Origin of the sequence: Rhizobium sp. NZLR1b, assembly GCF_019685155.1 — a bacterium.
In the GTDB taxonomy this organism is placed as follows: Bacteria; Pseudomonadota; Alphaproteobacteria; order Rhizobiales; family Rhizobiaceae; genus Rhizobium.
Genome location: NZ_JABDWC010000029.1, coordinates 41551 through 63742, shown reverse-complemented (window position 1 = coordinate 63742; position 22192 = coordinate 41551). Strand labels below are relative to the sequence as shown.

General features: G+C 62.9%; 20 protein-coding genes and 1 pseudogene. 13 read left to right on the top strand and 8 right to left on the bottom strand.

The features are described from left to right. Window positions 1–9: 9 nt before the first annotated feature. The 4 genes from HJB84_RS29120 to HJB84_RS29105 form a co-directional block, all read right to left on the bottom strand. The gene (locus HJB84_RS29120; protein ID WP_221117616.1) at window positions 10–2544 is read right to left on the bottom strand and encodes a mechanosensitive ion channel family protein; all 2535 of its coding nucleotides are present in this window, start codon (window positions 2542–2544) and stop codon (window positions 10–12) included. A gap of 178 nt (window positions 2545–2722) precedes the next feature. Continuing rightward, the gene (locus HJB84_RS29115; protein WP_221117615.1) at window positions 2723–3274 is read right to left on the bottom strand and encodes a DUF924 family protein; all 552 of its coding nucleotides are present in this window, start codon (window positions 3272–3274) and stop codon (window positions 2723–2725) included. A gap of 302 nt (window positions 3275–3576) precedes the next feature. Beyond that, the gene (locus HJB84_RS29110; protein WP_207580833.1) at window positions 3577–4641 is read right to left on the bottom strand and encodes a histidine kinase dimerization/phosphoacceptor domain -containing protein; all 1065 of its coding nucleotides are present in this window, start codon (window positions 4639–4641) and stop codon (window positions 3577–3579) included. Window positions 4642–4807: 166 nt separating this feature from the next. Further along, on the bottom strand, window positions 4808–6253 hold the full coding sequence (locus HJB84_RS29105; protein ID WP_221117614.1) for an MFS transporter: 1446 nt from the start codon (window positions 6251–6253) through the stop codon (window positions 4808–4810). A 541-nt stretch (window positions 6254–6794) separates the two neighbouring features. Between HJB84_RS29105 and HJB84_RS29100 the strand changes: the two genes are divergently transcribed. The 13 genes from HJB84_RS29100 (at window position 6795) to HJB84_RS29040 (ending at window position 18628) form a co-directional block, all read left to right on the top strand. Beyond that, the gene (locus HJB84_RS29100) at window positions 6795–8120 is read left to right on the top strand and encodes an ABC transporter substrate-binding protein (RefSeq protein ID WP_207580835.1); all 1326 of its coding nucleotides are present in this window, start codon (window positions 6795–6797) and stop codon (window positions 8118–8120) included. Window positions 8121–8254: 134 nt separating this feature from the next. Beyond that, window positions 8255–9223 (top strand): carbohydrate ABC transporter permease, encoded by a 969-nt coding sequence (locus HJB84_RS29095; protein ID WP_007629705.1) that lies wholly within the window; start codon window positions 8255–8257, stop codon window positions 9221–9223. Continuing rightward, the gene (locus tag HJB84_RS29090) at window positions 9220–10173 is read left to right on the top strand and encodes a carbohydrate ABC transporter permease (RefSeq protein ID WP_221117613.1); all 954 of its coding nucleotides are present in this window, start codon (window positions 9220–9222) and stop codon (window positions 10171–10173) included. Before HJB84_RS29095 ends, HJB84_RS29090 begins: the two co-directional genes overlap by 4 nt. Continuing rightward, on the top strand, window positions 10170–10382 hold the full coding sequence (locus HJB84_RS29085; protein WP_221117612.1) for a hypothetical protein: 213 nt from the start codon (window positions 10170–10172) through the stop codon (window positions 10380–10382). The genes HJB84_RS29090 and HJB84_RS29085 overlap by 4 nt, the downstream gene beginning before the upstream one ends. Window positions 10383–10385: 3 nt before the next feature. Further along, window positions 10386–11483, top strand: a complete 1098-nt coding sequence (locus HJB84_RS29080; RefSeq protein WP_221117611.1) for an ABC transporter ATP-binding protein — start codon at window positions 10386–10388, stop codon at window positions 11481–11483. Continuing rightward, window positions 11476–12504 (top strand): ABC transporter ATP-binding protein, encoded by a 1029-nt coding sequence (locus HJB84_RS29075; RefSeq protein WP_207580838.1) that lies wholly within the window; start codon window positions 11476–11478, stop codon window positions 12502–12504. Before HJB84_RS29080 ends, HJB84_RS29075 begins: the two co-directional genes overlap by 8 nt. A gap of 53 nt (window positions 12505–12557) precedes the next feature. Continuing rightward, a complete protein-coding gene (locus tag HJB84_RS29070) occupies window positions 12558–14198 on the top strand; it encodes a dihydroxyacetone kinase subunit DhaK (protein ID WP_207580839.1) in 1641 nt (546 codons plus the stop codon). Between the two features lie 47 nt (window positions 14199–14245). Beyond that, window positions 14246–14866 (top strand): dihydroxyacetone kinase subunit DhaL, encoded by a 621-nt coding sequence (gene dhaL / locus HJB84_RS29065; protein WP_221117610.1) that lies wholly within the window; start codon window positions 14246–14248, stop codon window positions 14864–14866. Beyond that, on the top strand, window positions 14863–15261 hold the full coding sequence (gene dhaM, locus HJB84_RS29060) for a dihydroxyacetone kinase phosphoryl donor subunit DhaM (protein WP_207580841.1): 399 nt from the start codon (window positions 14863–14865) through the stop codon (window positions 15259–15261). Before dhaL ends, dhaM begins: the two co-directional genes overlap by 4 nt. Beyond that, window positions 15261–15617 carry an HPr family phosphocarrier protein gene (locus HJB84_RS29055; RefSeq protein ID WP_221117609.1) on the top strand — a complete coding sequence of 119 codons (357 nt, stop codon included), beginning with the start codon at window positions 15261–15263 and terminating at the stop codon, window positions 15615–15617. Before dhaM ends, HJB84_RS29055 begins: the two co-directional genes overlap by 1 nt. Next, window positions 15601–17178 (top strand): putative PEP-binding protein, encoded by a 1578-nt coding sequence (locus HJB84_RS29050; protein WP_221117608.1) that lies wholly within the window; start codon window positions 15601–15603, stop codon window positions 17176–17178. The genes HJB84_RS29055 and HJB84_RS29050 overlap by 17 nt, the downstream gene beginning before the upstream one ends. Before the next feature lies 1 nt (window position 17179). Further along, window positions 17180–17587 carry a hypothetical protein gene (locus HJB84_RS29045; RefSeq protein ID WP_207580844.1) on the top strand — a complete coding sequence of 136 codons (408 nt, stop codon included), beginning with the start codon at window positions 17180–17182 and terminating at the stop codon, window positions 17585–17587. 48 nt (window positions 17588–17635) lie between these two features. Further along, entirely contained in the window at window positions 17636–18628 is a 993-nt protein-coding gene (locus HJB84_RS29040; protein WP_221117607.1) for a dihydroxyacetone kinase subunit DhaK, read from the top strand. 16 nt (window positions 18629–18644) lie between these two features. Here HJB84_RS29040 and HJB84_RS29035 read toward each other — a convergent pair whose 3' ends face one another. The 4 genes and pseudogenes from HJB84_RS29035 to HJB84_RS29020 form a co-directional block, all read right to left on the bottom strand. Continuing rightward, window positions 18645–19373, bottom strand: a complete 729-nt coding sequence (locus HJB84_RS29035) for an esterase family protein (RefSeq protein WP_207580846.1) — start codon at window positions 19371–19373, stop codon at window positions 18645–18647. A gap of 4 nt (window positions 19374–19377) precedes the next feature. Beyond that, a pseudogene (locus tag HJB84_RS29030) lies at window positions 19378–20328 on the bottom strand (acetylxylan esterase); the annotation flags it as partial. A gap of 198 nt (window positions 20329–20526) precedes the next feature. Next, window positions 20527–21300 (bottom strand): alpha/beta fold hydrolase, encoded by a 774-nt coding sequence (locus tag HJB84_RS29025; protein WP_221117606.1) that lies wholly within the window; start codon window positions 21298–21300, stop codon window positions 20527–20529. 190 nt (window positions 21301–21490) lie between these two features. Beyond that, entirely contained in the window at window positions 21491–22102 is a 612-nt protein-coding gene (locus HJB84_RS29020; protein WP_207580848.1) for an O-methyltransferase, read from the bottom strand. Window positions 22103–22192: the final 90 nt, after the last annotated feature.

Here is a 22192-nt window from a genome sequence, read left to right as displayed (position 1 = left end):
ATGAGCCGTTCAGCTCTTCAGGCTGCCATCCGCCGTCCGCCCGCGCAACTGCCGCACCGGCCGCTCCTCGTCCTCGATGGGCTTGTTCTTTGGATCGTCCTGGCCGTCCGTCTGCTCCTTGACGGCATTGGCAAGGACCGGCGCGGCATCGCGATGGATGGTGAGATCGCTCTGCGGCAGCGGGATCTCGATGCCCTCGGCCTTGAAGCGCCGGAGGATCTCCATCCTGAGATTGTTGCGCACCGTCATGCCGTCGCCCATGTCGGCGAGGAAGAAGCGCAGCTCGAAATCCAGGGAATAAGGGCCGAAGCGCAGGAATTCGACATGCGGCTCGGGATTGCGCATGACGAGCGGTATCTTGGCCGTCAGCTCGAGCAGGATATCCATCACCTGCTGCGGATCGGCGTTGTAGCTGACGGAAACCGGAATTTCCGATCGGCCGATCCTGTTGCGATGCGTCCAGTTGCCGACCAGGCCGTTGATCAGCTCCGAATTCGGTACGATGATCGACTGCTTGCGAAAAGTCTCGATCTCGGTGGCGCGCACCGAAATACGTTTGACGATGCCCTCGGCGGTGCCGGAAACGACATGATCGCCGACCTTGAACGGCCGCTCGACGAGCAGGATCAGGCCGGAGACGAAGTTGGAAACGATGTTCTGCAGGCCGAAACCGATGCCGACCGAAAGTGCCGACGCGACAAGCGCAAAGCTCGAGAGATCGATGCCGGCGGCGGAAACGCCGATGATCGCCGCGATGCCGACGCCCAGATAGCCGATGCCCGTTTTGACCGAATTGCGCACGCCGAGATCGACATGGCTTCGCGCCATCACATTGCCGTCGAGCCAGCGCTGCAGCCAGCGCGTCAGCAGGTAGACGCCGGCAAACAGCAGGATGCCGGTGCAGATGCCGAGCAGCGAGATGCTGATGCCGCCGAGCCTGACCTCGGTGAACAGCCTATAGGCAAGGATCTGCAGGTCCTGCACATGGAAACCCCAGAGCAGCAGGATCAGCGGGATGCCGACGAGAAGCGCCACGGCATAGATCGCAAGGCCGACGAGCAGACCGGCCTGGTCGATTGCCACCGGCCCCAGCTTGAAGCGGCGCGTCAGGAAGCGCGCGAAGAAGGTGTCGCCAAAGCTTTCCTGCCTGGATATCGCTTTGCCTGAGAGCAGGCCGATATACATGGTGACGACGACCGCGCCGGTGACGATGAGCTGCGTGGCGACGAAGCGCGCCAGCCCCACATAACCGCTCAGCGCGGTGAGGATGAGGCCCCCGCCGACGACGCGCAGGATGATCGCCATGCCGCGCGGCCAATGCCGGCCCGGCGCATCCGGATCGCCATTCTTCGCCAGCATCGGCTTGCCGAACGAGACCGAGATCAGGATCAGGCCGATGATCAACGCGGCAATCAGGCTCCTGACCACGGTCAGCACCAGCGGCGAGCCCATCGTCTCGCCGACGGTCCCGAACAGATAATCGAGCGCATTGACGACGGCCATCGCCAGCAGGCAATAGCCGATCGAGCGCGCGCCGAGATTGGAAAGATGAACGAGCCGCCAGCGCGGTTCGTTCGGCGCGAAGATGGCGTTGACGAAGCGACCAACGAAATAAACGAGCCCGATCGCTCCGAACAAGGCCCCGATGACAGGTGCGATGTCGGGCCGCAGAACGTTGAAACTGTTGAGACAGAAGAACGAGGTGACGAGCAGCACCGAAAGCGCCAGGGTCCGGATCAGCGTCGACCAGAAAGCGATCGACAGCCGACCGATATAGGACGGGTTTTCGACAGCTTCGTCGCGGCGCAGATACGAGCCAAACAGCCGGTAGCTGCCGGAGAGCAGGATCAGGGCTGAGGCGAGCGACAGGAAGATCGCGGCAAAAAGTGGAAAACGCTTGAATTTCCAGACGAAGGTGGCCCAGCTCGACAGGGCTTGCATGAACTCGCTGGCCTCATGCACGAAGGCGCTGACGGCATCGTCGAGCACCGAGACCGAAATTTCCGTACGCCTGAGCAGCGTATCGGCAAACAACCGTCGGCGCATCTCGGTGATCTCGTTGACGAGCTTCGTCACCGTGATCGACAGGTTTTCCGCGTCGCCCGTCACCGCGTTGATCTGCGCGCGCTCACCGGCGAGCGCGTTACGCTCCTGGGTGACGATCCCGGCCTCCGGCGGCTGCCCGTCCTTCGGCGGATCGCCGATCTCGCTAAGCCGGTTCTTGATCTGGTCGAAACGCGGCCTGAGATTGACCGATATGGTGATGACGGCGCGGCTAAGTTCGTCGGCCTTGGTCGCAAGGCCGACCAGGGCATCGTCATCCTCGGCATTCTGCTTGACGCCCTCCTGGAGTGCCGTCAGTTGGACCTTGGCCTTGTCGATCTCCTTCGTCGCCTGGTCGAGCGGTGTGTCGGCAAGCGGCGCCTGCGCGGCTGCCGATGCCTGCGGCTCCTGCGCGAAGGCCGCAGCACCCTTGAAATGCGCGCCGGCCACCGCCAGCATCAGCAGAAGAATGGTGCGAAGCAGGATCGGTCTCAGCCGCAAAAGCGCCTCCGGAAAGATTATCGTCGGGATAGAATGCCAGCTTGTCATAGCAAAGAAAGGCGACAGAAAGGCGGAAGCTCCTGGAAAGGGTTAAAGCATGTCGCAGCGGTTGCGATAACGACATGCGTAGAACAAAGAACGAAAGCGCGACAAGTGAATCCGAAAGATCGCGACGCGCTTAGAAACCCGCGCCTGGCGTCGAAAGATAGTCGCGTTCCCTGGCCGTCGACTCCCGTCCTAACATGGCATTGCGGTGCGGAAAGCGGCCATAGGCGGCGATCCCGTCGCGATGGCGGATCGCATAATCCAGATATTCCGCGTCGCCGAGAGCGGTGAACAATGCCACCGACCGTTCCTGCTCGCCAAGGTCTTCGGCATGTTCGAACGGCAAATAGAAGAAGGTACGGCAGGCGATCTCGACCGCCTGATCGCCACCGGCGGCAAGCGCGAGCTTAGCCTCCCGAAGCGCCAGCCCGTCGGTCGCGAAGGCCAGCGGGGTGCCGCGATAGATGTTGCGGGGAAACTGGTCGAGCACGATAATGGCCGCCAGCCGGCTTTCCGCATCGGCCCGCCATTCGTCGCTGACACCCGCGGCAAGGGCGAGATGCGTATGGCGGAAGCCTTCGCGGATCTCCACGTCGAGTTCCGGCGGCGGGCGGAACCACAGCTCCCGGCCGCATCGGACGAACCAGAAATCGTAAACTTCCCGCGGCGTACGGATCGTCGTCATCTTCGCTCTCCCTAACGTTAGGCACCTTATGTAGCTTTAGTAAGTTATTGGAGAAGTTGGCGAACAGTGTGCCAAGCAGCCCCTCATCCGCCTGCCGGCACCTTCTCCCCGCCTGCGGGGCGAAGGGGGATAGCGGCAACCCCTCTGTTCCTCACCAGCATTTCGCAGGGCACGTCCCCTCTCCACGTCAGAACGGGGGTCCGAAGGACGGGTCGAGACCCGCGGCTCGGCCCCGGCAGTTAGGGTGAGGGGCAGGCTTCTTGAACTATGGCCGCATTGCGCAATTGCGGCTGCGCAAAACCCTACTTCCCCTCATGCAACGAAAACACCAGCGTCGCCTTCGTACCATCATGCCCGGGATCATAGGCGAAATCCGATTTCAAGCTCGCAGCCATGGCCGTCAAAATACGCGCGCCGAGCCCCGTTCCCCTCGCCGGGCTCTCCGGATCGAACCCCGCCCCATCATCCTCGACGACAACCCTCAACCCCTCGTCCGTCTGATCGACAAATACCCGGATCTCGCCCGGCACGCCGTCCCGATAGGCATATTTGAAGGCATTGGTGACGAGTTCGCTGACGATCAGCCCGAGCGTGATCACCTTGTCGGTCGCCAGATTGACCGGCTCAGCGGTCAGCACGACGCGGTGCGGCCGCTTGTCGTCGCGCATCGAGGCTTCGAGTTCGGTGAGCAGGCTGTTCAGATATTCATCCACCTGGACAGATCCGACCTGCCGGTTGGTATAGAGCCGGCGGTGCACGCTGGCGATGGCGTTGATGCGCATCTGCGTTTCGTGCAGCGCGTCGATCGCCACCTGGTCTTTGGTCATCGAGGATTGCATGCGGATCAGCGCACCGACGAGGCCGAGGCTGTTGGCAATGCGGTGATTGACTTCGGCAAGCAGCATTTCGGCAAGGTCGCGCTGCTGACGGATCACCTCCTGCGCCTGCGCCGTTTCGCGGCGAAAACGCGCCCGCTCCAGCGCCTGTTCGAGGGCAGCGGCGAGCAGGTCGAAATAATCGGCCGAGATTCCCTTGAGCATGTAATCGTCGGCGCCGGCTTTGAGCGCCGCGACCGCGATGCTGGTATCGTCCGAGCCCGTCGCATAGATGACCGGTGGATGATCCGGCAGCGCCGTGATGCAGGGCAGAATGTCGAGGCCGGTCTCGTCAGCCAGGACATGATCGAGCACGACGGCGTCGAAGCCGCCTTTGCCGAGTCTGGCAAGGCCGGCCGCACCGTTCTCAGCCCATTCGACCGAAAAGCCGCGTTGGCCAAGGTTCTTCTGCATCAAGAGGGCGAGCCCCTCGTCGTCGTCGATATAGAGGATGTGGATCAGGGCATCCGCATCGCCGCTAGAATTGCTCATTCCGTCTCCCGGCTTTTTCTCGCAGCGACGACCGCCGGCAAGCGTCCGAGTCGTCCGCATGGCAATGTCGTATTGCATTGGCCGCCCGAGGTAAACAGCGGTTATCCCTCACTCTTGTCGCAGGCGGCGCGGAACGGGACTGGGGCCGATTGTTTCACAGTGGAGGCTAATTTTTCAGGAATTTCCGGTGTCCGGATACTTCAGCTCCCGCCTCCGCCGGCAATTGCAGGAAACGCAGCACCGAGACCATGCCGATCGCGCCAACCACGACGAAAGCCCAGCGGAAATCGGCAAGAACGGGATTGTCGGCGCCTCTCAGAGCCGCGGCGATATTGAGGACGGCCGCCGCCACCGCCACGCCGAGCAGCATCGATACCTGCTGCAGCATGCTCGACAGCGTCGAGGCCGAACTTCGTTGCGCCGGGCCGATATCGGCGAAGGCGAGCGTGTTCAGCGCGGTGAATTCCATCGACCGCGACAGGCCGGCGAGGAAAAGCAGCGCATAGGTGAAAAACTGTGGCGTTTCCGGCGAGAGGAAACCGCAGGCGGCGATCGAAAGTGCCGCGATCAGCCCGTTGAACACAAGCACGAAGCGGAAGCCGAAGAAGCGCAGGAGCGGCGTCGTCACCGTCTTCATGCCGAGATTGCCGAGGAAATAGACGAGCAGATAGGCGCCGGCGGCAATCGAACTCAGCCCGAAACCGAGCTGGAACAACAGAGGCAGCAGGAACGGTGTCGCATTGATCGCCACCCTGCAGGCCGTGCCTGCCGACAGCGTCGACATCGAGAACGTCTGGATGCGGAAGGCCGAAAGCTCGAGCAGCGGATTATCGACGGTGAGGAAATGCCGTGTCGCCATGACAGACAGCACGACGCCCGCCGCCAGCATTGATATGACCGGCAAAAGCCCACCTTCCCATTTGATCGAAAGCTCCAGGGCGGCGAGAAGAAAAGTCAGCCCTGCCGCGCTCAGGATGAAGCCGACAAAATCCAGCCGGCCGGGATCGGCCTCGCGCTGCTCCGGCACGAAGCGCAGCACCAGTGCCATGCCGAGAATGCCGATCGGGATGTTGATGAGGAAGTTCCAGTGCCAGCTGGCATAGGTGGTGATGAAGCCGCCGAGCACCGGGCCGATCACCGGCGCCGTCAGCGCCGGCCAGGTGATCAACGCGATCGCCTGGACGAGTTCGGACTTGCGGGCGTTTTTCAGCACGATGATGCGCCCGACAGGCGTCATCAGTGCGCTGCCCGCCCCCTGGACGGCGCGCCACAGCACAAATTCCGCCAGGCTGCCGGACAGCCCGCAGAACAGCGAGGCGGCGGTGAAGACGGCGATCGACATCAGGAAGATACGGCGCGCACCGAACCTGTCGCCGAGCCAGCCCGACAAAGGAATGAAGGCTGCCATCGTCAGCATGTAGACGGTGATGCCGATGCTCATCGACACCGGCTGTACATTAAAGCTTGCCGCCATCTGCGGCAGCGAGGTGGCGACGATCGTGCCGTCGAGGATCTGCATGAAGAAGGAAACGGCAACAACCAGCGCCACGATCTTCGCCTGGCGGCCGCTTGCCGCCTCTTGCCGATTCTCGCTCGTCTCTGCCGTGGTCATCGATCTGCCAATGAAAAGTCTGGATGCCGCGGCAGGAAAACGGGAAGGAAGCCGATCGGAGATCTGCCGCGCGGGAGAACGCGGAAACACGCCGCGCACTGGCTGCATACGCTCGTTGCGCACGGCCGGAAAGGCTAAATCTCGCACTGCTCGGGAATATTCCCGACGCGGCGGGCGGCGCGACCTTAAGAAAAAGGCCCCGCCGGAGCGAGGCCAAGTTTGAACCGCTCCCGGGAAAACAGGAGCGGCGTCGAGGTCCATATCCTGCGGCCAATCTCGCCGCGAGGTCAGATTTCCCCGTATCGGTACGCTCGCGAACGAAATTTCCAAGAAGCGCTGAGATTGGTCCCGCAAACTCCCCGCCCGCTTGGCGAGCCACCTGTGCAGTGCAGCAACGATTGCCGCTTGCAATGTTTATATAAATTGCTATTACTAAACACATTGCTAAACATGATGATTGAGGAGTTCATGTGAGCATTCTCTGAAATGGGTGAACATGCGACGCCGGCGGGGAGCCGGCCCTTGGTTCTGGGAGGAACTTATGCAGAAAACATCGAAAGCCCTTTTGGGGCTCGCCACGGCATTCGTCATGTCGTCGGCATTGCCCAATCTCGCCAAAGCCGATGAACTGACGCTCTGCTGGGCCGCATGGGATCCCGCCAACGCGCTCGTCGAGCTGTCGAAGGATTTCACCGCCAAGACTGGCACGCAGATGAAATTCGAATTCGTTCCCTGGACGAGTTACGCCGACCGCTTCCTCAACGAGCTGAATTCCCATGGCAAGCTCTGCGATCTCATCATCGGTGACAGCCAGTGGATCGGCGGCTCGGCCGAAAACGGCCACTACGTCAAGCTCAACGACTTCTTCGACAAGGAAGGCATCAAGATGGATGACTTCGTGCCGGCGACGGTCGTCGGCTACTCGGAATGGCCGAAGAACACGCCGAACTATTGGGCGCTGCCGGCCATGGGCGATGTCGTCGGCTGGACCTACCGCAAGGACTGGTTCGAGAAACCGGAACTGCAGAAGGAGTTCAAGGGAAAATATGGCCGGGATCTGGCCGCCCCCAAGACCTATGATGAGCTGAAGCAGATCGCCGAATTCTTCCAGAAGCGCGAGATCGACGGCAAGACCGTCTACGGCGCCTCGATCTATACAGAGCGCGGCTCTGAAGGCATCACCATGGGCGTTACCAACGTCCTCTACGACTGGGGTTTCCAGTACGAGAACCCGAAGAAGCCCTACGACATGGAAGGCTTCGTCAACTCGGCCGATGCGGTGAAGGGACTGGAATTCTACAAGTCCCTTTATGATTGCTGCACACCGCCCGGCAGCTCGAACGTCTACATGGTCGAATCCGCCGATGCCTTCAAATCCGGCCAGGTTGCCATGCAGATGAACTTCGCCTTCACCTGGCCCGGTCTTTACAAGGACGAGAAGGTCGGCGGCGACAAGATCGGCTTCTTCCCCAATCCGGCTGAAAAGGCGCATTTCGCCCAGCTCGGCGGACAGGGCATTTCGGTCGTCTCCTATTCCGACAAGAAGGACGCAGCACTTCAATACATCAAGTGGTTCGCCCAGCCTGACGTTCAGGCCAAGTGGTGGGAACTCGGCGGTTATTCCTGCCTGAATTCCGTCGTCAATGCGCCAGGCTTTGCCAAGAGCCAGCCCTACGCCCAGGCCTTCCTGGACTCCATGGCGATCGTCAAGGATTTCTGGGCCGAACCAAGCTATGCCACCCTCCTGCAGGACATGCAGAAACGCGTCCATAACTACGTCGTTGCCGGCAACGGCACAGCCAAGGAAGCGCTCGACGGTCTGGTGAAGGACTGGGAAGAAGTCTTCAAGGACGACGGCAAGATCTAGTGTCCGACCACAGGACAGGCGGCACCCCTCTGCGCGCCATCCTTACCTGGATGGCGGCCCGGATCGGCAGACGAGCCGGGCCGCCAGATCTCCCATATCCCAAAAGACCCACATCCCAAAGATCGGGTGAAAACTTGACCATTTCCCATTCCTCCATAGTCGAGAATGCAGTCGATGCGACAGCAAGGGCAACGCCGGTCTCGGTCGCCCGGCGCGTCCGCGGCCTCTCCGACAGGGCGATCGCCTGGCTGTTTATCGCTCCGGCGATCATCCTGCTGCTGGCGATCAACATCTTCCCGCTGATCTGGGCAATCTATCTCTCCTTCACCAATTACCGCGCCAACCGGCCGAATGCGCCGGTTCAGGGCGTCGGCCTTGGAAATTACCAGCGCGTTCTGAACGACCCCGATATCTGGCAGGCGATGCAGACCACCGCGCATTTCGTCTTCTGGACCATCCTCCTGCAGACGGTGATCGGCTTCAGCCTTGCCTATCTGATCGACCGCAAGTTTCGCGGCCATGCCTTCTGGACAACGATCATCCTGATCCCAATGATGCTGTCGCCCGCCGTCGTCGGCAATTTCTGGCGCTTCCTCTACGAGCCGCAAATCGGCCTCTTCGCCTATGCGGTGTCGCTGGTATCAGGCATTCCAACCTCCGATATCCAGATGCTCGGCAATGTCACTCTGGCGCCCTGGGCGATTATCATCGTCGATACCTGGATGTGGACGCCTTATGTGATGCTGATCTGCCTCGCCGGCCTGCGCTCGATCCCCGACTATATCTACGAAGCGGCCGAGGTCGACCGCGCCTCGCCGTGGCGCCAGTTCTGGTCGATCACCGTGCCGATGGCCCTGCCCTTCATCATGCTCGCCGTGCTCTTCCGTGGCATCGAGAATTTCAAGATGTTCGACATGGTGACGCTGCTCACCGGCGGCGGGCCGGGCTCCGTCACCGAGGTTGCCTCGATCACGCTGAAGCGCGTCGCCTTCGAAAGCTGGGCGACCGGCCGGGCCTCGGCTTTCGCCATCGTCCTCTTCGTCGCGGTGTTCGGCCTCGCCAACATCTATGTCAAGGCATTGAACAGGGTGAAGCAACGATGACCGCCGCCAACTCAGCCCATTCGGTCGTCGAACCGAACCGTTCCAGCAAGCGCATCGCCGGCACGATCGTCATCCTCTATGCGCTGATCACCCTCATCCCGCTCGTCTGGATCTTCCTGACCAGCATCAAATCGCCGCCGGATTCGATCAGTTATCCGCCGAAGATCGTCTTCACGCCGTCGCTCGAAGGTTATTGCAACCTGTTCACCACGCGTACGCGGCAGACTCCCGACTATATCGCCTCGCTGCCGGCGCCGGTCGGCACCTGCGAGGAGGTGACGCGCAAGCGCAACATGGTGATCGCCGGCCCGTCGAATTTCCTGCCGCGTTTCATCAATTCGCTGGTAATCGCCTTCGGCTCCACCTTCCTCGCGGTCTTCCTCGGCACGCTCGCCGCCTATGGCTTCTCGCGCTTCAAGGTGCCGCTTGCCGATGACCTGCTGTTCTTCATCCTGTCGACGCGCATGATGCCGCCGATTGCCGTCGCCATCCCGATCTACCTGATGTATCGCGAGCTCGGTCTGTCGGACACGGCCGTGGGCATGATCCTGCTCTACACCGCCGTCAACGTCTCGCTCGCCGTCTGGCTGCTCAAGGGTTTCATCGACGAAATCCCGCGCGAATACGAGGAAGCGGCGATGATCGACGGCTATACGAGGCTGCAGGCCTTCCGCAAGGTGGTGCTGCCGCAGGCCACAACCGGTATCGCTGCCACCGCGATCTTCTGCCTGATCTTCGCCTGGAACGAATATGCCTTCGCCGCCCTTCTGACCTCGGGCGAGGCGCAGACCGCGCCGCCCTTCATCCCGACGATCATCGGCGAAGGCGGGCAGGACTGGCCGGCTGTTGCCGCCGGCACGACGATCTTCCTGATCCCGATCCTCGTCTTCACGATTCTCCTGCGCAAGCAGCTGCTGCGCGGCATCACCTTCGGAGCCGTCCGCAAATGACCCACCTGATCGAAACACGCACCCCTGCCCGCCCAAAACGGCCGTTCTTCCTGCGCCGCGGCCCGATGGAGACCATCGCAACCGTTCTGATCGGGCTCGGCTTCCTAATGCTGTTCCAACCCTTCCTAGTGGTGCTCTACACCTATTCGCTGGTCACCCTGCTTGCAGGCACGGTGATGTTCATCATCGTCTCAAAATTCCCGGAGTGAACCATGGCGGACATCCGGATCGAAAATCTCCGCAAGGAGTTCGGCAGCTTCGTCGCCGTGCAGGATTCGAGCTTCACTGTTCATGACGGCGAGTTCCTGGCGCTGCTCGGGCCTTCCGGCTGCGGCAAGACGACGACGCTTCGCATGATCGCCGGTCTCGAGCTGCCGAGCAGCGGCAAGATCTATCTCGACGGCGAGGATGTTACGTTCAACCGCGCCAGCGCCCGCGACATCGCCTTCGTCTTCCAACTCTTCGCACTCTACCCGCATATGAACGTGCGCAGGAATATCGGCTTCCCTTTGCTGTCGCAGGGCATGGCCAAGGCCGAAATCCGTCAGCGTGTCGAAGAGACCGCTCGGCTGCTGCAGATCGATCATATTCTCAACCGCTCGGTATCGGGCCTGGCCGGCGGCGACCGGCAGCGCGTGGCGCTCGGCCGTGCCATCGTCCGGCGCCCGAAATGCTTCCTGATGGACGAGCCGCTCGGCACGCTCGACGCCGAGTTCCGCGAGATCATGGTCCACGAGCTGCGTGAACTGCACAACCGAATCCACGCGACCACCGTCTACGTCACCCACGACCAGCACGAGGCGATGGCGATGGCCGACAAGATCGCCGTCATGAACCATGGCGTCATCGAGCAGTTCGGCACGCCGCAGGAGATCTATGCCAAGCCCGCAACCATGTATGTCGCCGATTTCATCGGTTCGCCGCCGATGAACTTCATGCGCTTCACCTCGGGCCTGAAAAGCGGCGACCGCTCCATCCTGCTCGACGGCGCCGATGTCGCCGTTCCCGAGATCCGAGAGGACATGGCCGAAAGCGAGCTGGCGCTCGGCGTGCGGCCGGAACATATCCGCTTCAGCGACGCCTCGGCGCTCCGCGGCGCCATCTACGGCAGCGAATATCTCGGCACCAATCAGGTCGTGGCTGTGGAAACCCCGGGCGGCCTGATCAAGGCCCGTGTTCCCGCCAATCGCAGCTTCCGGATCGGCGAAACCGTCGGCCTCGAATTCAACCCGGGAAAACTCACGCTCTTCGACTGCACGTCGGGCCGTGCGGTGGCATCCTCGCTCTATCAGGAGACCCGGCATGGCTGATGTCATCCTCAGGAACCTCGCCAAACGCTTCGGCGATACCCAGGCCTTGGCCGACCTCGATCTTTCGATCCGCGACGGCGAGTTCGTCGTGCTGCTCGGTCCCACAGGCGCCGGCAAGACCACGACGCTGCGGCTGATCGCCGGCCTTGAAAGGCCGGATGGCGGTCGCATCGAGATCGGAGGCCGCGATGTCGCCGCCGAAGCACCCGCCGAGCGCGACGTCGCCTTCGTCTTCCAGCAATATTCGCTCTATCCGCACATGACGGTTTACGAGAACCTTGCCTTCCCGCTGAAGGCGCCGGTCCGTAAGCTGAGTGCGGTGGAGATCGACCGTCGCGTCCGCGAGGTCGCGCGTATGGTCCGCATCGACCACAAGCTGGAGAACCGCTCGACCAGGCTTTCCGGCGGCGAGATGCAGCGTGTCGCGATCGGCCGCGCGTTGGTCCGCCGGCCGGCGATCTATCTGATGGACGAGCCGCTCTCCTCTCTCGACGCCAAACTGCGCGCCGAACTGCGCCTGGAGCTGAAGCGCATCCAGAAGGAACTGGGCTCGACGCTGCTCTATGTCACCCACGACCAGGTGGAAGCGATGACCATGGCCGACCGCATCGGCATCGTCGCCGAGGGGCGGCTGATGCAGGTCGGAACGCCGCGCGAGATCTACGGCAATCCCGCCAACCTGCATGTCGCAGCCCGTCTCGGCCAGCCGCACATCAACCTTCTGCCGGCGGACCTGCTTCCGGGCGGCCAGCCGCCGGCCGGCACGAAGACGGTCGGCGCCCGCACCGAACATCTCGACATCATCGTCGGCAAGGAAGCCAATGCCGCCATCGACTGGATCGAGCATCTCGGCGACCAGAACCATCTGCACATCAGGGTTGCCGATCCCAAGCAGCCCGCGCGGGATCACAAGCTCGTGACACTTGCTGATCCATATCTGGCGATTGCGCCGGGTGACCGGATCAGCCTGACGCTGCGCGATCCGCTTTATTTCGATGCGGCTGGACAGCGCCTGTCCTGACCGGCAAACAGACGTGACGATGGCATGAAAAACAAACAGACGGGTCTCGATCGATGAAACACTTCTTCAACCGCAGAGAAAGCATCGTTACCGAAGCTCTGGACGGTCTGCTCCTGACGAGCGGCAGCGGTCGTCTCGCCCGCCTCGACAGCTTTCCCGACATCAAGGTGATCCTGCGCGCGGATTGGGACAAGTCGAAGGTGGCGATCATCTCGGGCGGCGGCGCAGGCCATGAGCCCTCCCATGCCGGCTTCGTCGGCAAGGGCATGCTGACGGCGGCCGTATCCGGCGAAATCTTCGCCTCGCCGAGCGTCGATGCCGTGCTGACGGCGATCCGCGCCGTGACCGGCCCGAAGGGCGCGCTGCTGATCGTCAAAAACTACACCGGCGACCGCCTGAATTTCGGCCTCGCCGCCGAAAAAGCGCGCGCCGAAGGCTTCGACGTCGAGATGGTCATCGTCGCCGACGATATCGCCATCCCCGACATCAACCAGCCGCGCGGCGTCGCCGGCACGCTGTTCGTCCACAAGATCGCAAGCTATCACGCCGAAAGGGGCGACGACCTGAAGACCGTCGCGGCCCATGCCGCCTCAGCAGCGGGCGACATCGTCTCGCTTGGCATGTCACTCTCCACTTGCAGCGTGCCCGGCCAGGCGCATGAGGATCGTCTCGGTGCCGACGAGGGCGAACTCGGCCTCGGCATCCATGGCGAGCCGGGCGTCGAGCGCATCACGCTGCAGCCGGTTGCCGATATTGTCGCGACCATGGTGGCGCGCCTGTCACCGACATTGCGCGAAGGAGCAAGCCACGCCCTCCTCATCAACAATCTCGGCGCCGTGCCGCCGCTCGAAATGGCGGTCATTGCCAATGCCGTGCTCTCCTCGCCGCTTGGCCGCCGCGTCCGGCTGATCATCGGGCCGGCGCCGATGATGACCGCGCTCAATATGAACGGTTTCTCGCTGTCGCTGATCCGGCTGGATGCCGCTCGCGAGGCGGCGCTGACGGTGGCGGTCGAACCGCATGCCTGGATGCCTGCCGTCGAACGCCACGAGATCAACGTCATCGCCGCACCGAGGGCGGCGGCCGGCATGAATGGCGCGGCCGCAGCCGGGGAAAACACGCGCAACCGTCGCCTGATCACGGCGCTCTGCGAGCATCTGATCTCGCAGGAAAGCGAACTCAACAGGCTGGACGGCCGCGTCGGCGACGGCGATACCGGCTCGACAGTGGCGACAGGCGCCCGCAGCGTGCTTGCCCGCCTCGACACGCTGCCGCTCGACCGGCCGGCGGCAACGCTCGCCTCGCTCGGCGATATCCTCGGCACCAGCATGGGCGGGTCGAGCGGCGTGCTGCTGTCGATCTTCTTCACCGCGGCGGCAAAAGCGATGGCTGACAAAGCCGACATCGCCGCAGCCCTTCTTGCCGGGCTCGATAGGATGACGTTCTATGGCGGCGCCGGAGTCGGCGACCGGACGATGGTCGATGCCTTGGCACCCGCCTTGAAGGCCTTTGCATCCGGCGATATCGCCGCCGCAGCGAGGGCTGCGGCAGCCGGTGCCGAGTCGACGAAGACGATGATGAAGGCAAGAGCCGGACGCGCCACCTATGTCGGCGAAAGGGATCTGGCGGGCGTCGCCGATCCCGGCGCCGTCGCGGTTGCCGGCGCGTTCGGGGTGGTGGCAAGCCTCGTCTGACCGGAGTAAAGTTTGAGAGCCGCGTGGCAGGCGCGGCGACAGGGAGGATGGCAGTGCAGGCGGAACCGGTGCTAGTTGCGGGATTGATCGAGGTGTGCCGCGCGGCAATCGCGGAAAACAGCGATCACCTCTGCGCGCTTGATCGGGCCATCGGCGATGGCGACCACGGAACCAATATGCAGCGCGGCTGCGAAGCGGTGAGCGCCGAAGGCGAAAGCCTGTCCAGCCTGCCCTTCCCCGACGCCGTGGAAAAGATCGGCCTGACGCTGGTGATGAATGTCGGCGGTGCCGCCGGGCCGCTCTACGGCACGCTGCTGATGGAGATCGGCCGTGAGCTTCGCAAAAGCGAGGCGAAGGCCGATTTTTCGCTGGTGCTGAAGCAGGCGATCGACGCGGTGGCAAGGCGCGGACGGGCGCATGCCGGCGACAAGACATTGCTCGACGTGCTCTATCCCGTGCATGCGGCACTCGCCCGCCGCTCACCGCTCGGCACGATCGCCCGCAAGGCCGAACGTTCCGCCAGCCGCACGGCTGATATGAAGGCGATGCGCGGGCGCGCGGCCTATCTCGGCGACCGTTCGATCGGCCACGTCGATCCCGGCGCCTCGAGCTGCGCACTATTGACCACGGCGATCTGCCGTTATCTCGGGGAGCACCGTCCGGAATGAATGGAAAGACCGCAAATGTGGGCATCGTGATCGTCTCCCATTCGCCGCTTGTGGCACGGGGCATCGCCGACATGGTGCGGCAGATGGTCGGCGACTGCGTGCCGCTCTCCTGGTCGGGCGGCAACGTCCATGGCGAGCTCGGCACCGATGCCGGCGGCATCCTCAGAGCGATCGAGGCCGCCTGGTCCGATGCCGGGGTTGCCGTCTTCGTCGATCTCGGCGGTGCCGAAACCAACAGCGAGATGGCGATCGAAATGCTGGGCCTTCCCCGCTCGGCCCTCGTCTCCATCTGCAACGCCCCGCTGGTCGAGGGCGCCGTCATCGCCGCCGCCGAGGCGTCGGGGGGCGCGTCACTGGCCAAGGTGGTCGCCACAGCCGAGGAACTATCGCCCTGATGACGAGCGGATTGCGCATAGAGAAACAGGAGCCCGAGCAATTGCCCGAGCCATCTAAGGTGAATTGCCAGACGGAGGTCGAAGTCAAGCACGGTGTCGGGCTGCATGCCCGCCCCTCCGTCACCTTCACGCGGCTTGCCAAGTCCTTCCCTTGCTCGATCGAGGTCGCGGTCAACGGCAGCGATGTCTGGCTGAACGGCAAGAGCATCATCAAGATTATGGGCGCGAGAATCCGCAAGGGGTCGATCCTCAGGATCCGCGCCGACGGCATTCTTGCAGAAGAGGCGATCCGCGCCCTGAAGGGACTCATCGAGCGCAATTTCGATGAGGAAAAGAAACATGGCCGGACCGCTTAGACTGAAAGCGAAGAGCGCATCCCCGGGCATCGCATCCGGCCCGGCCTTTCTGGCCGAGCGGCCAGGCGCTCCCGCCGCGCCTCGGACCGCCGGCGGATACGCCGCGCTGGAAAAGGCGATCGACATCTCGATCGGCGAACTCGAGCGCCTTGCCGAGGGAGCCGACGCCGAAAGCCACGATATCATCGATTTCCAGATCGAGGTGCTGCGCGATCCGACGATCGCGGAAGCGACCGGCGCCCGCATGGAAACCGACGCGAACGTCGTCTTTGCCTGGGTCGCCACCCTCGACGCCTATATCGGTGAACTCGAAGCGGCCGACGAGGAGCAGATGCGGGCGCGTGCCGTCGATATTCTCGACATCAAGAACCGCGTGCTCGGCGCGCTCGCCGGCACCCCGATCGCCGATTTCCCGTCCGGCTCCGTCTTTGTCGGCAAGGACATGGAGCCCAGCCGCTTTCTCGCCCATGACTGGTCGAACGGCGGCGGCATCGCGCTGTTTGCAGGCAGCACCGCCGGCCATGTCGCCCTGCTCGCCCGGGCGAAATCGGTGCCGATGGTGGTTGGCACGGGCCGCTTTTCGGCCGTGGACGGAGATCCTGTCAGCGTCGACGGAAACGCCGGTGCGGTCGTCCTGCAGGCGGGCAGCATGCTGATCCCGCCGCTCGCACCCGCACAAGCGCCTGCCGGCGACACACAAACCGCTGGCGGTGAGCTGCGCACGGCGGACGGCGTGCCGATCCTGCTCTCGATCAACATCAACGAGCCCGCCGAGATCGATGCGCTCGATCCGGCAACGGCGGGCGTCGGCCTGATGCGCTCGGAATTTTCAACTGCCTCGGTCGCCGATGCAGCCAACGAGGAGCGGCAGCTGGCAATCTATCGCCGCGTGCTGGAGCAGGCGGGCGAAAGGCCGGTGACGATCCGCATGCTCGATATCGGCGGCGACAAGCCGCTCGCTGGCCTCGAAGACCTGCCGGCTCTCGCCTCGGGCTTGCGCGGCATCCGACTGCTGCTTGCCCAGCCGGAAATCGCCCGCGTCCAGGCACGCGCCCTGCTGCGCGCCGCCGTCTTCGGTAGGCTTTCGGTGATGCTGCCGATGGTGACCTTTCCCGACGAAATCGACAGGATGCGCGAGATATTCCGCGAGGAGGCCGAAAAGCTCGGCCGCCGTTCCCTGCTCCACCGCATGCCGCCGATCGGCATGATGGTGGAGGTGCCGGCGGCGGCATTGATGCTCGACACCTTCGGATCTGCGGCATTCTTCTCGTTCGGAACCAACGATCTCACCCAATATCTTGCCGCCTCCGCCCGAGAGGACGTCGACGCCGATGCCGGCAAGGCAGCACCCGCCGTGCTCCGGCTGATTGCCGAGGCGGTGAAGCTTGCCGCTGGCAAGCCGGTCAGCATCTGCGGCGACATGGCCGGCGATCCCAGCTATCTGCCTGCACTGCTCGCTGCCGGCCTCCGGCATTTTTCCGTGGCGCCCGCCCGGCGTCCCGCGATAAGATCGGCGATCATCGGCCTCAATGCCGATGGCACAAGGGCAGCCGGAGAATAGAATGGCGCGCGAAGACACCGAAGACGCCATTATCGCCTACAAGTCCATTCTGGCGCAGATCATCGACAACAGGCCATCGGGCACGCGCCAGCGCCTGGCGACGGCGCTTGGAAAGCATCGCAGCTTCGTCACCCAGATCACCAGCCCGACCTATGCGACGCCGCTGCCGGCGCGCCATCTCGCGACGATCGTCCGCGTCTGCCACTTCAGCGCCACCGAACAGGAGCGCTTTCTCGAAGCCTATCAGGCCGCCCATCCCGGAAAGCTGCCGGATGTCGGCCACTCAGAGAAATTGCGGCACCTGTCGCTGATGGTGCCTGATTTCGGTGACGACAGGAAAAACCGCCTTCTTGAAGAGGCGATCTCCGATCTGGTGCAGAAGATCGTCGCAATATCGGACGCGGAATGACGAGTGAGCCGCTTGACGTAACGTAATGCTTTTGGCCTTGGGGGATTGATGAAGAAGTTCATGAACACTGCGGAAACCATGGTCGCCGAAAGCGTCGAAGGCTTCGTGCGCGCCCATGAGGCCTTCGTGGTGTTCGGGCCCGAGCGCAGATGCATCCGCCGCCGCCATCTCACCCCTGGCAAGGTGGCGCTGATCTCCGGCGGCGGCGCCGGGCATGAACCGATGCATATCGGCTTCGTCGGCCACGGCATGCTGGATGCCGCCTGTGTCGGCCATATCTTCACCTCGCCGACGCCGAGCCAGATCATTGCCGCCATCGAAGAGGTCGATACCGGCGCCGGCTGTCTGCTCGTGGTCAAGAATTACGACGGCGACCTGATGAATTTCGAAATGGCCATCGAGATGGCAGGCGACCGCCATAACCTCGACATGGTCGTCGTCAGCGACGACATCGAGACGTCGAGAACCGGTGATGGCCGCGGCCGGCGCGGTGTTGCCGGCACGCTCATCGTCGAAAAGATCCTTGGTGCTGCGGCCGAACGCGGCATGTCGCTCGCCGAGTTGAAACAGCTTGGCGAGGGGATGAACACACGCATCCGCTCGATGGGTGTGGCGCTGAACGGCGTGACGGTGCCGCAGACCGAGCGCACGACGTTTACGCTCGGACCCGGCGAGATGGAAATGGGCGTCGGCATCCATGGCGAACCCGGCCATGCCCGGCAGCCCTTCGCTGCCTCCGACGCCATCATCGGCCATCTCTGCGAGACCATCTTTGGCGACATCTCAGTGACGCCGGACAGCAAAGCACTGCTGTTCGTCAATGGCCTCGGCGGCACGCCGCCTGCCGAACTCTACCTCGCCTATAATGGCGCCCGCCGTTTCATCGAGGAGAAAGCCATCCCGATCGAGCGCTCACTGGTCGGAACCTACGTCACCTCGCTCGACATGCAGGGACTATCGATCACCCTCGCCTTGCTGACCGACGAGGAGATCGCGCTCTGGGACGCGCCGGTGGCGACTGCAGCGCTGCATTGGCCATAAGGGTGTACCACAGACGTCAGATGTAAAGCGCCGCCATCTTCCGCCAGGCCCCGGCGCGGTGGGCGCGGCCGTCCCAGACATGCAACTGATGGCGAATATTCTTTTCGCCGAGCAGCCGGCTGAGATAGCGGTTGTTATCGAGGAAGGGATCGGCATCGCCGATGGTGAGAACGATGTCGCGCTCACGTAGCCTGTCGAGCCGCCAGTCGGAGCCGAGGCCGGGCAGGAAATGCGTCGGCGTGTGGAAATAGACGCTGTCATCGTAATAGCCGTCGAACAGGTCGCTAAAGGATTCTACCTTCATCGTGAGGTCGTAGCGTCCGGAAAAGGCGACGAGCTTGCAGAAGAGATGCGGATGGCGAAAGAAGAGGCTCGCCGCCTGGAAGGCGCCGAGGCTGCATCCATGCACGATGGTGCAGTCATGCGGGTTCTTCGCCGCCATCAGCGGCAGCACCTCGTTGAGGATATAATCCTCCAGTGCGACATGTCGGCGGATACGCTCGGCCGGATGGCGGTCAGAGCCATAAAGGCTCTCGGCGGCCAGTCCCTCGATGCAATAGAGTTGGAGTTGGCCGGCCTGCAGTTTGTCGGCTAGGCTTCCGACCAGGCCAAGCTGCTCATATTCCAGGAAGGTCCCTTCCCGCGTCGGAAACACCAGCACCTTGGCGCCGGCATGGCCGAAAACCAGCATCTCCATGTCTCGATGCAGACGCTGACTGTACCAGCGCAGGTATTCGCGGTTCATGGCACCTGAAGAACTGTCCGATCTTGTCGCGGAGAACCGCCTCTTGCTCAGCACTTCCAGGGTAGTCGAAATGCCCGGCGTCCAGGATGAAGATTTCATTAAATTTCGGTATCGAATTGGCGACAGCGAACTGGCAGGGCGGCGCCACCGAAGGATCGAAAAGCGCCACTGCCGTCAGCATCGGCACCTCGATCCGCCGTGCTGCGGTCGCCGCATCGTAGAAGCTGAGCGTTTCGAGCACATTTCCATGCTCTGCCTGATATTCCTGCACCGATTGTGCGCTGCCGACGCTCGGCAGGTCGAGGCGCAGCGGCTGGTGCCCAAAACTCGGCAGCGCCAGATGGCCGCGATCGATGCGCTCGTCGTAGGCGATCGCTATTGCCCCGACGCCGCCGCCGAAGCTGATGCCGCTGTAGCCGATATTCCCCGAGAGCCAGGGATAGAGCGCGTCAAGCGTCGAGACGGCTAGCCAGATATCCTCGACGCAGCCGCCGATGATATAGGAGTCCAGCTTGTCGATATTGTACAGCACATGCCAGGACGGGTTTTCGGAAATCGGCGGATGGGCGCTGAGCGACAGCCCGCGGCAGCAGGGAAAGATCAATGCCGTTTCCTTGACCGGTAGGTCGAAATCCGGATGATCCCGCCCGCCGTAACCGTGCCCGACGACAAGGCCGCGCCGCACCTGCCCCTGACGCGGCAAGATGAGCCAACCGCCGATCCGGAACGCATCCGTGGAGACATAGACGAGATCGAGCACATGCCAATCTGGATGGGTGATCTCGCTGCGGGAAAGCACTGGCTGCGGATCGACCGTCAACGCCTTGCGATAACGCCCCTCCCAGAAATCGTCGAAACCATCAGGCGCTTTGGGCGGCTTGACCGCAAGAAGCTCTTCGAGCTGCATGCCGTAGGTCGGATCGAAGGAGAATGGGTGGGTTGTGGGGATACTCATCTGGACTTTGTCGCGTGAAAGCACCGGTCGCGCAAGACGATGTGACGGCTACTTTCCCACCCGCTCTCGCCAGCAGCGCTCATGCGCAGGCCAAAGGCCGGAGCCTCGAAGGGCGGGGGCGGGTGACGTGCACTACGACGGTGCATCCGCTATGCACAGAGTAACCGTCCCATAGACACCACCGCCCGGCGTCGGAAATTACTGCCCGGCCGCCTCCAGGATCAGCTGGGTGATCTCGTCGGGATGGGAAATCAGCGAGAGGTGGCTGGCCTTCACCTCGACCGTCTTTGCCCCCATGCGCTTGGCCATGAAACGTTCGAGATCGGGATTGATCGTCCGGTCTTCGGTCGAGACGGCATACCAACTCGGCTTCGAACGCCAGGCGGCCTGCGTAGTCTTGCCGGTCAGCAGCGCCTTCTGGAATGGCTGCTGCACGGCATAAAGTACTTTCGCCCTCGCCTCCGGCAGGTCCCCGGCGAAATCGCGAAGGAAGGCCGCTTCGTTCAAGCGTCCCTCGTCGCCGTCGAAGACGATGCCGGCCGAAGCCGGCGGCGTCGGGAAGGTCTTCGCAAGCGCGGTATAATCCTCACCCGCATCCGGCGCCCGCGCAGCGACATAGACGAGCGCCGAAACGTTGGGATGAACGCCAGCCTCGGTGACCATCATGCCGGAAAACGAATGCCCGACCAGAACCGTCGGGCCATCCTGCCGGTCGAGCACCCGCTTTACGGTGGCGACGGCGTCGGGCAACGTCGTCAGCGGGTTCTGTGCAGCCGTGGCGTTCAGTCCGGCAGCCTGCAGGCGCGCGATCACCTCGGTCCAACACGAGCCGTCGGCAAACAGCCCATGCACCAGCACGACATTGCGCGCCTTCACCGGAGCCGATGTCGCGGCCATGCCGCGGCTGGAGAGAAGAGTGGCGGCGGCGCCGGCAACGAGGGCGGCCGAGAAAGTCCGTCTGTTCATCATCATGATCCGGTTTCCTCACATGTTGAGACTGTCGAAGGGGCAAGAGCATGGGTTCGAGATCGGGGATCCGGACCCGGTGAAAATCGGTTAGTCGATAACACCGTGTCGGATCGCTCATCTGAGGCGCGAGGTCATCCGCCTCCCGGCATTCGACGCAGCCGGCCTGATCGCTAAAACCAACCTCGCCTCAACCTCAGTCGAAATGGCTGACCTCGAGCCCGTTGCCGACCGGCAGCAGCACACTTGATATGCCCGGCTTGGCGCGGATGGCTTCGCCGTAGCGTCCGACATCGTCGCCTCCCGGACGCAGCATATTGTCAGCGACGATGATCGCGCCCGGATTGAGTTTGGGATAGAAGGCCTCGAGGCAGGGAAGGTAGAGATCCTTCCAGAGATCCACAAGCACGAAGTCGATGCCCTGAGAAAGCGCGCCGATCATCTGGACTGCGTCCCCGACCTTGAATTCGACGTGGTCGGCAAGACCCGCCTTGACGGCCATGTCGCGCGCATAAGCCGACTTGTAATCGTGCATTTCCATGGTGATCAGCCGGCCGCCGGAGGCACGCGCGGCGTCTGCCAGCCATATCCCTGAATAGCCGAAGGAGGTGCCGAGTTCGAGAATGGTCGGCGCCCTGAGGCTCCTGGCGATGATATTGATGAACTGTCCGGTCTCTGGTCCGACCGCGCGCAGCCGCTGGTCCTGTCCGCCATCGCGGCCGCCCGGAGGCAGCTCGCGCGGGCTGTTGTGCTCCGTCTCGATCATCGCGTGATAGATGCTGAGCACTTCCTCGATCCTGCTGTCCATCGGGCCCGCCCTTCCGTCCTTGCGATTGATGGCCGACTTTGCCCGACCGAATTGGCTGCGAAAAGTTAAACTTCGGCAATCATCGGATTT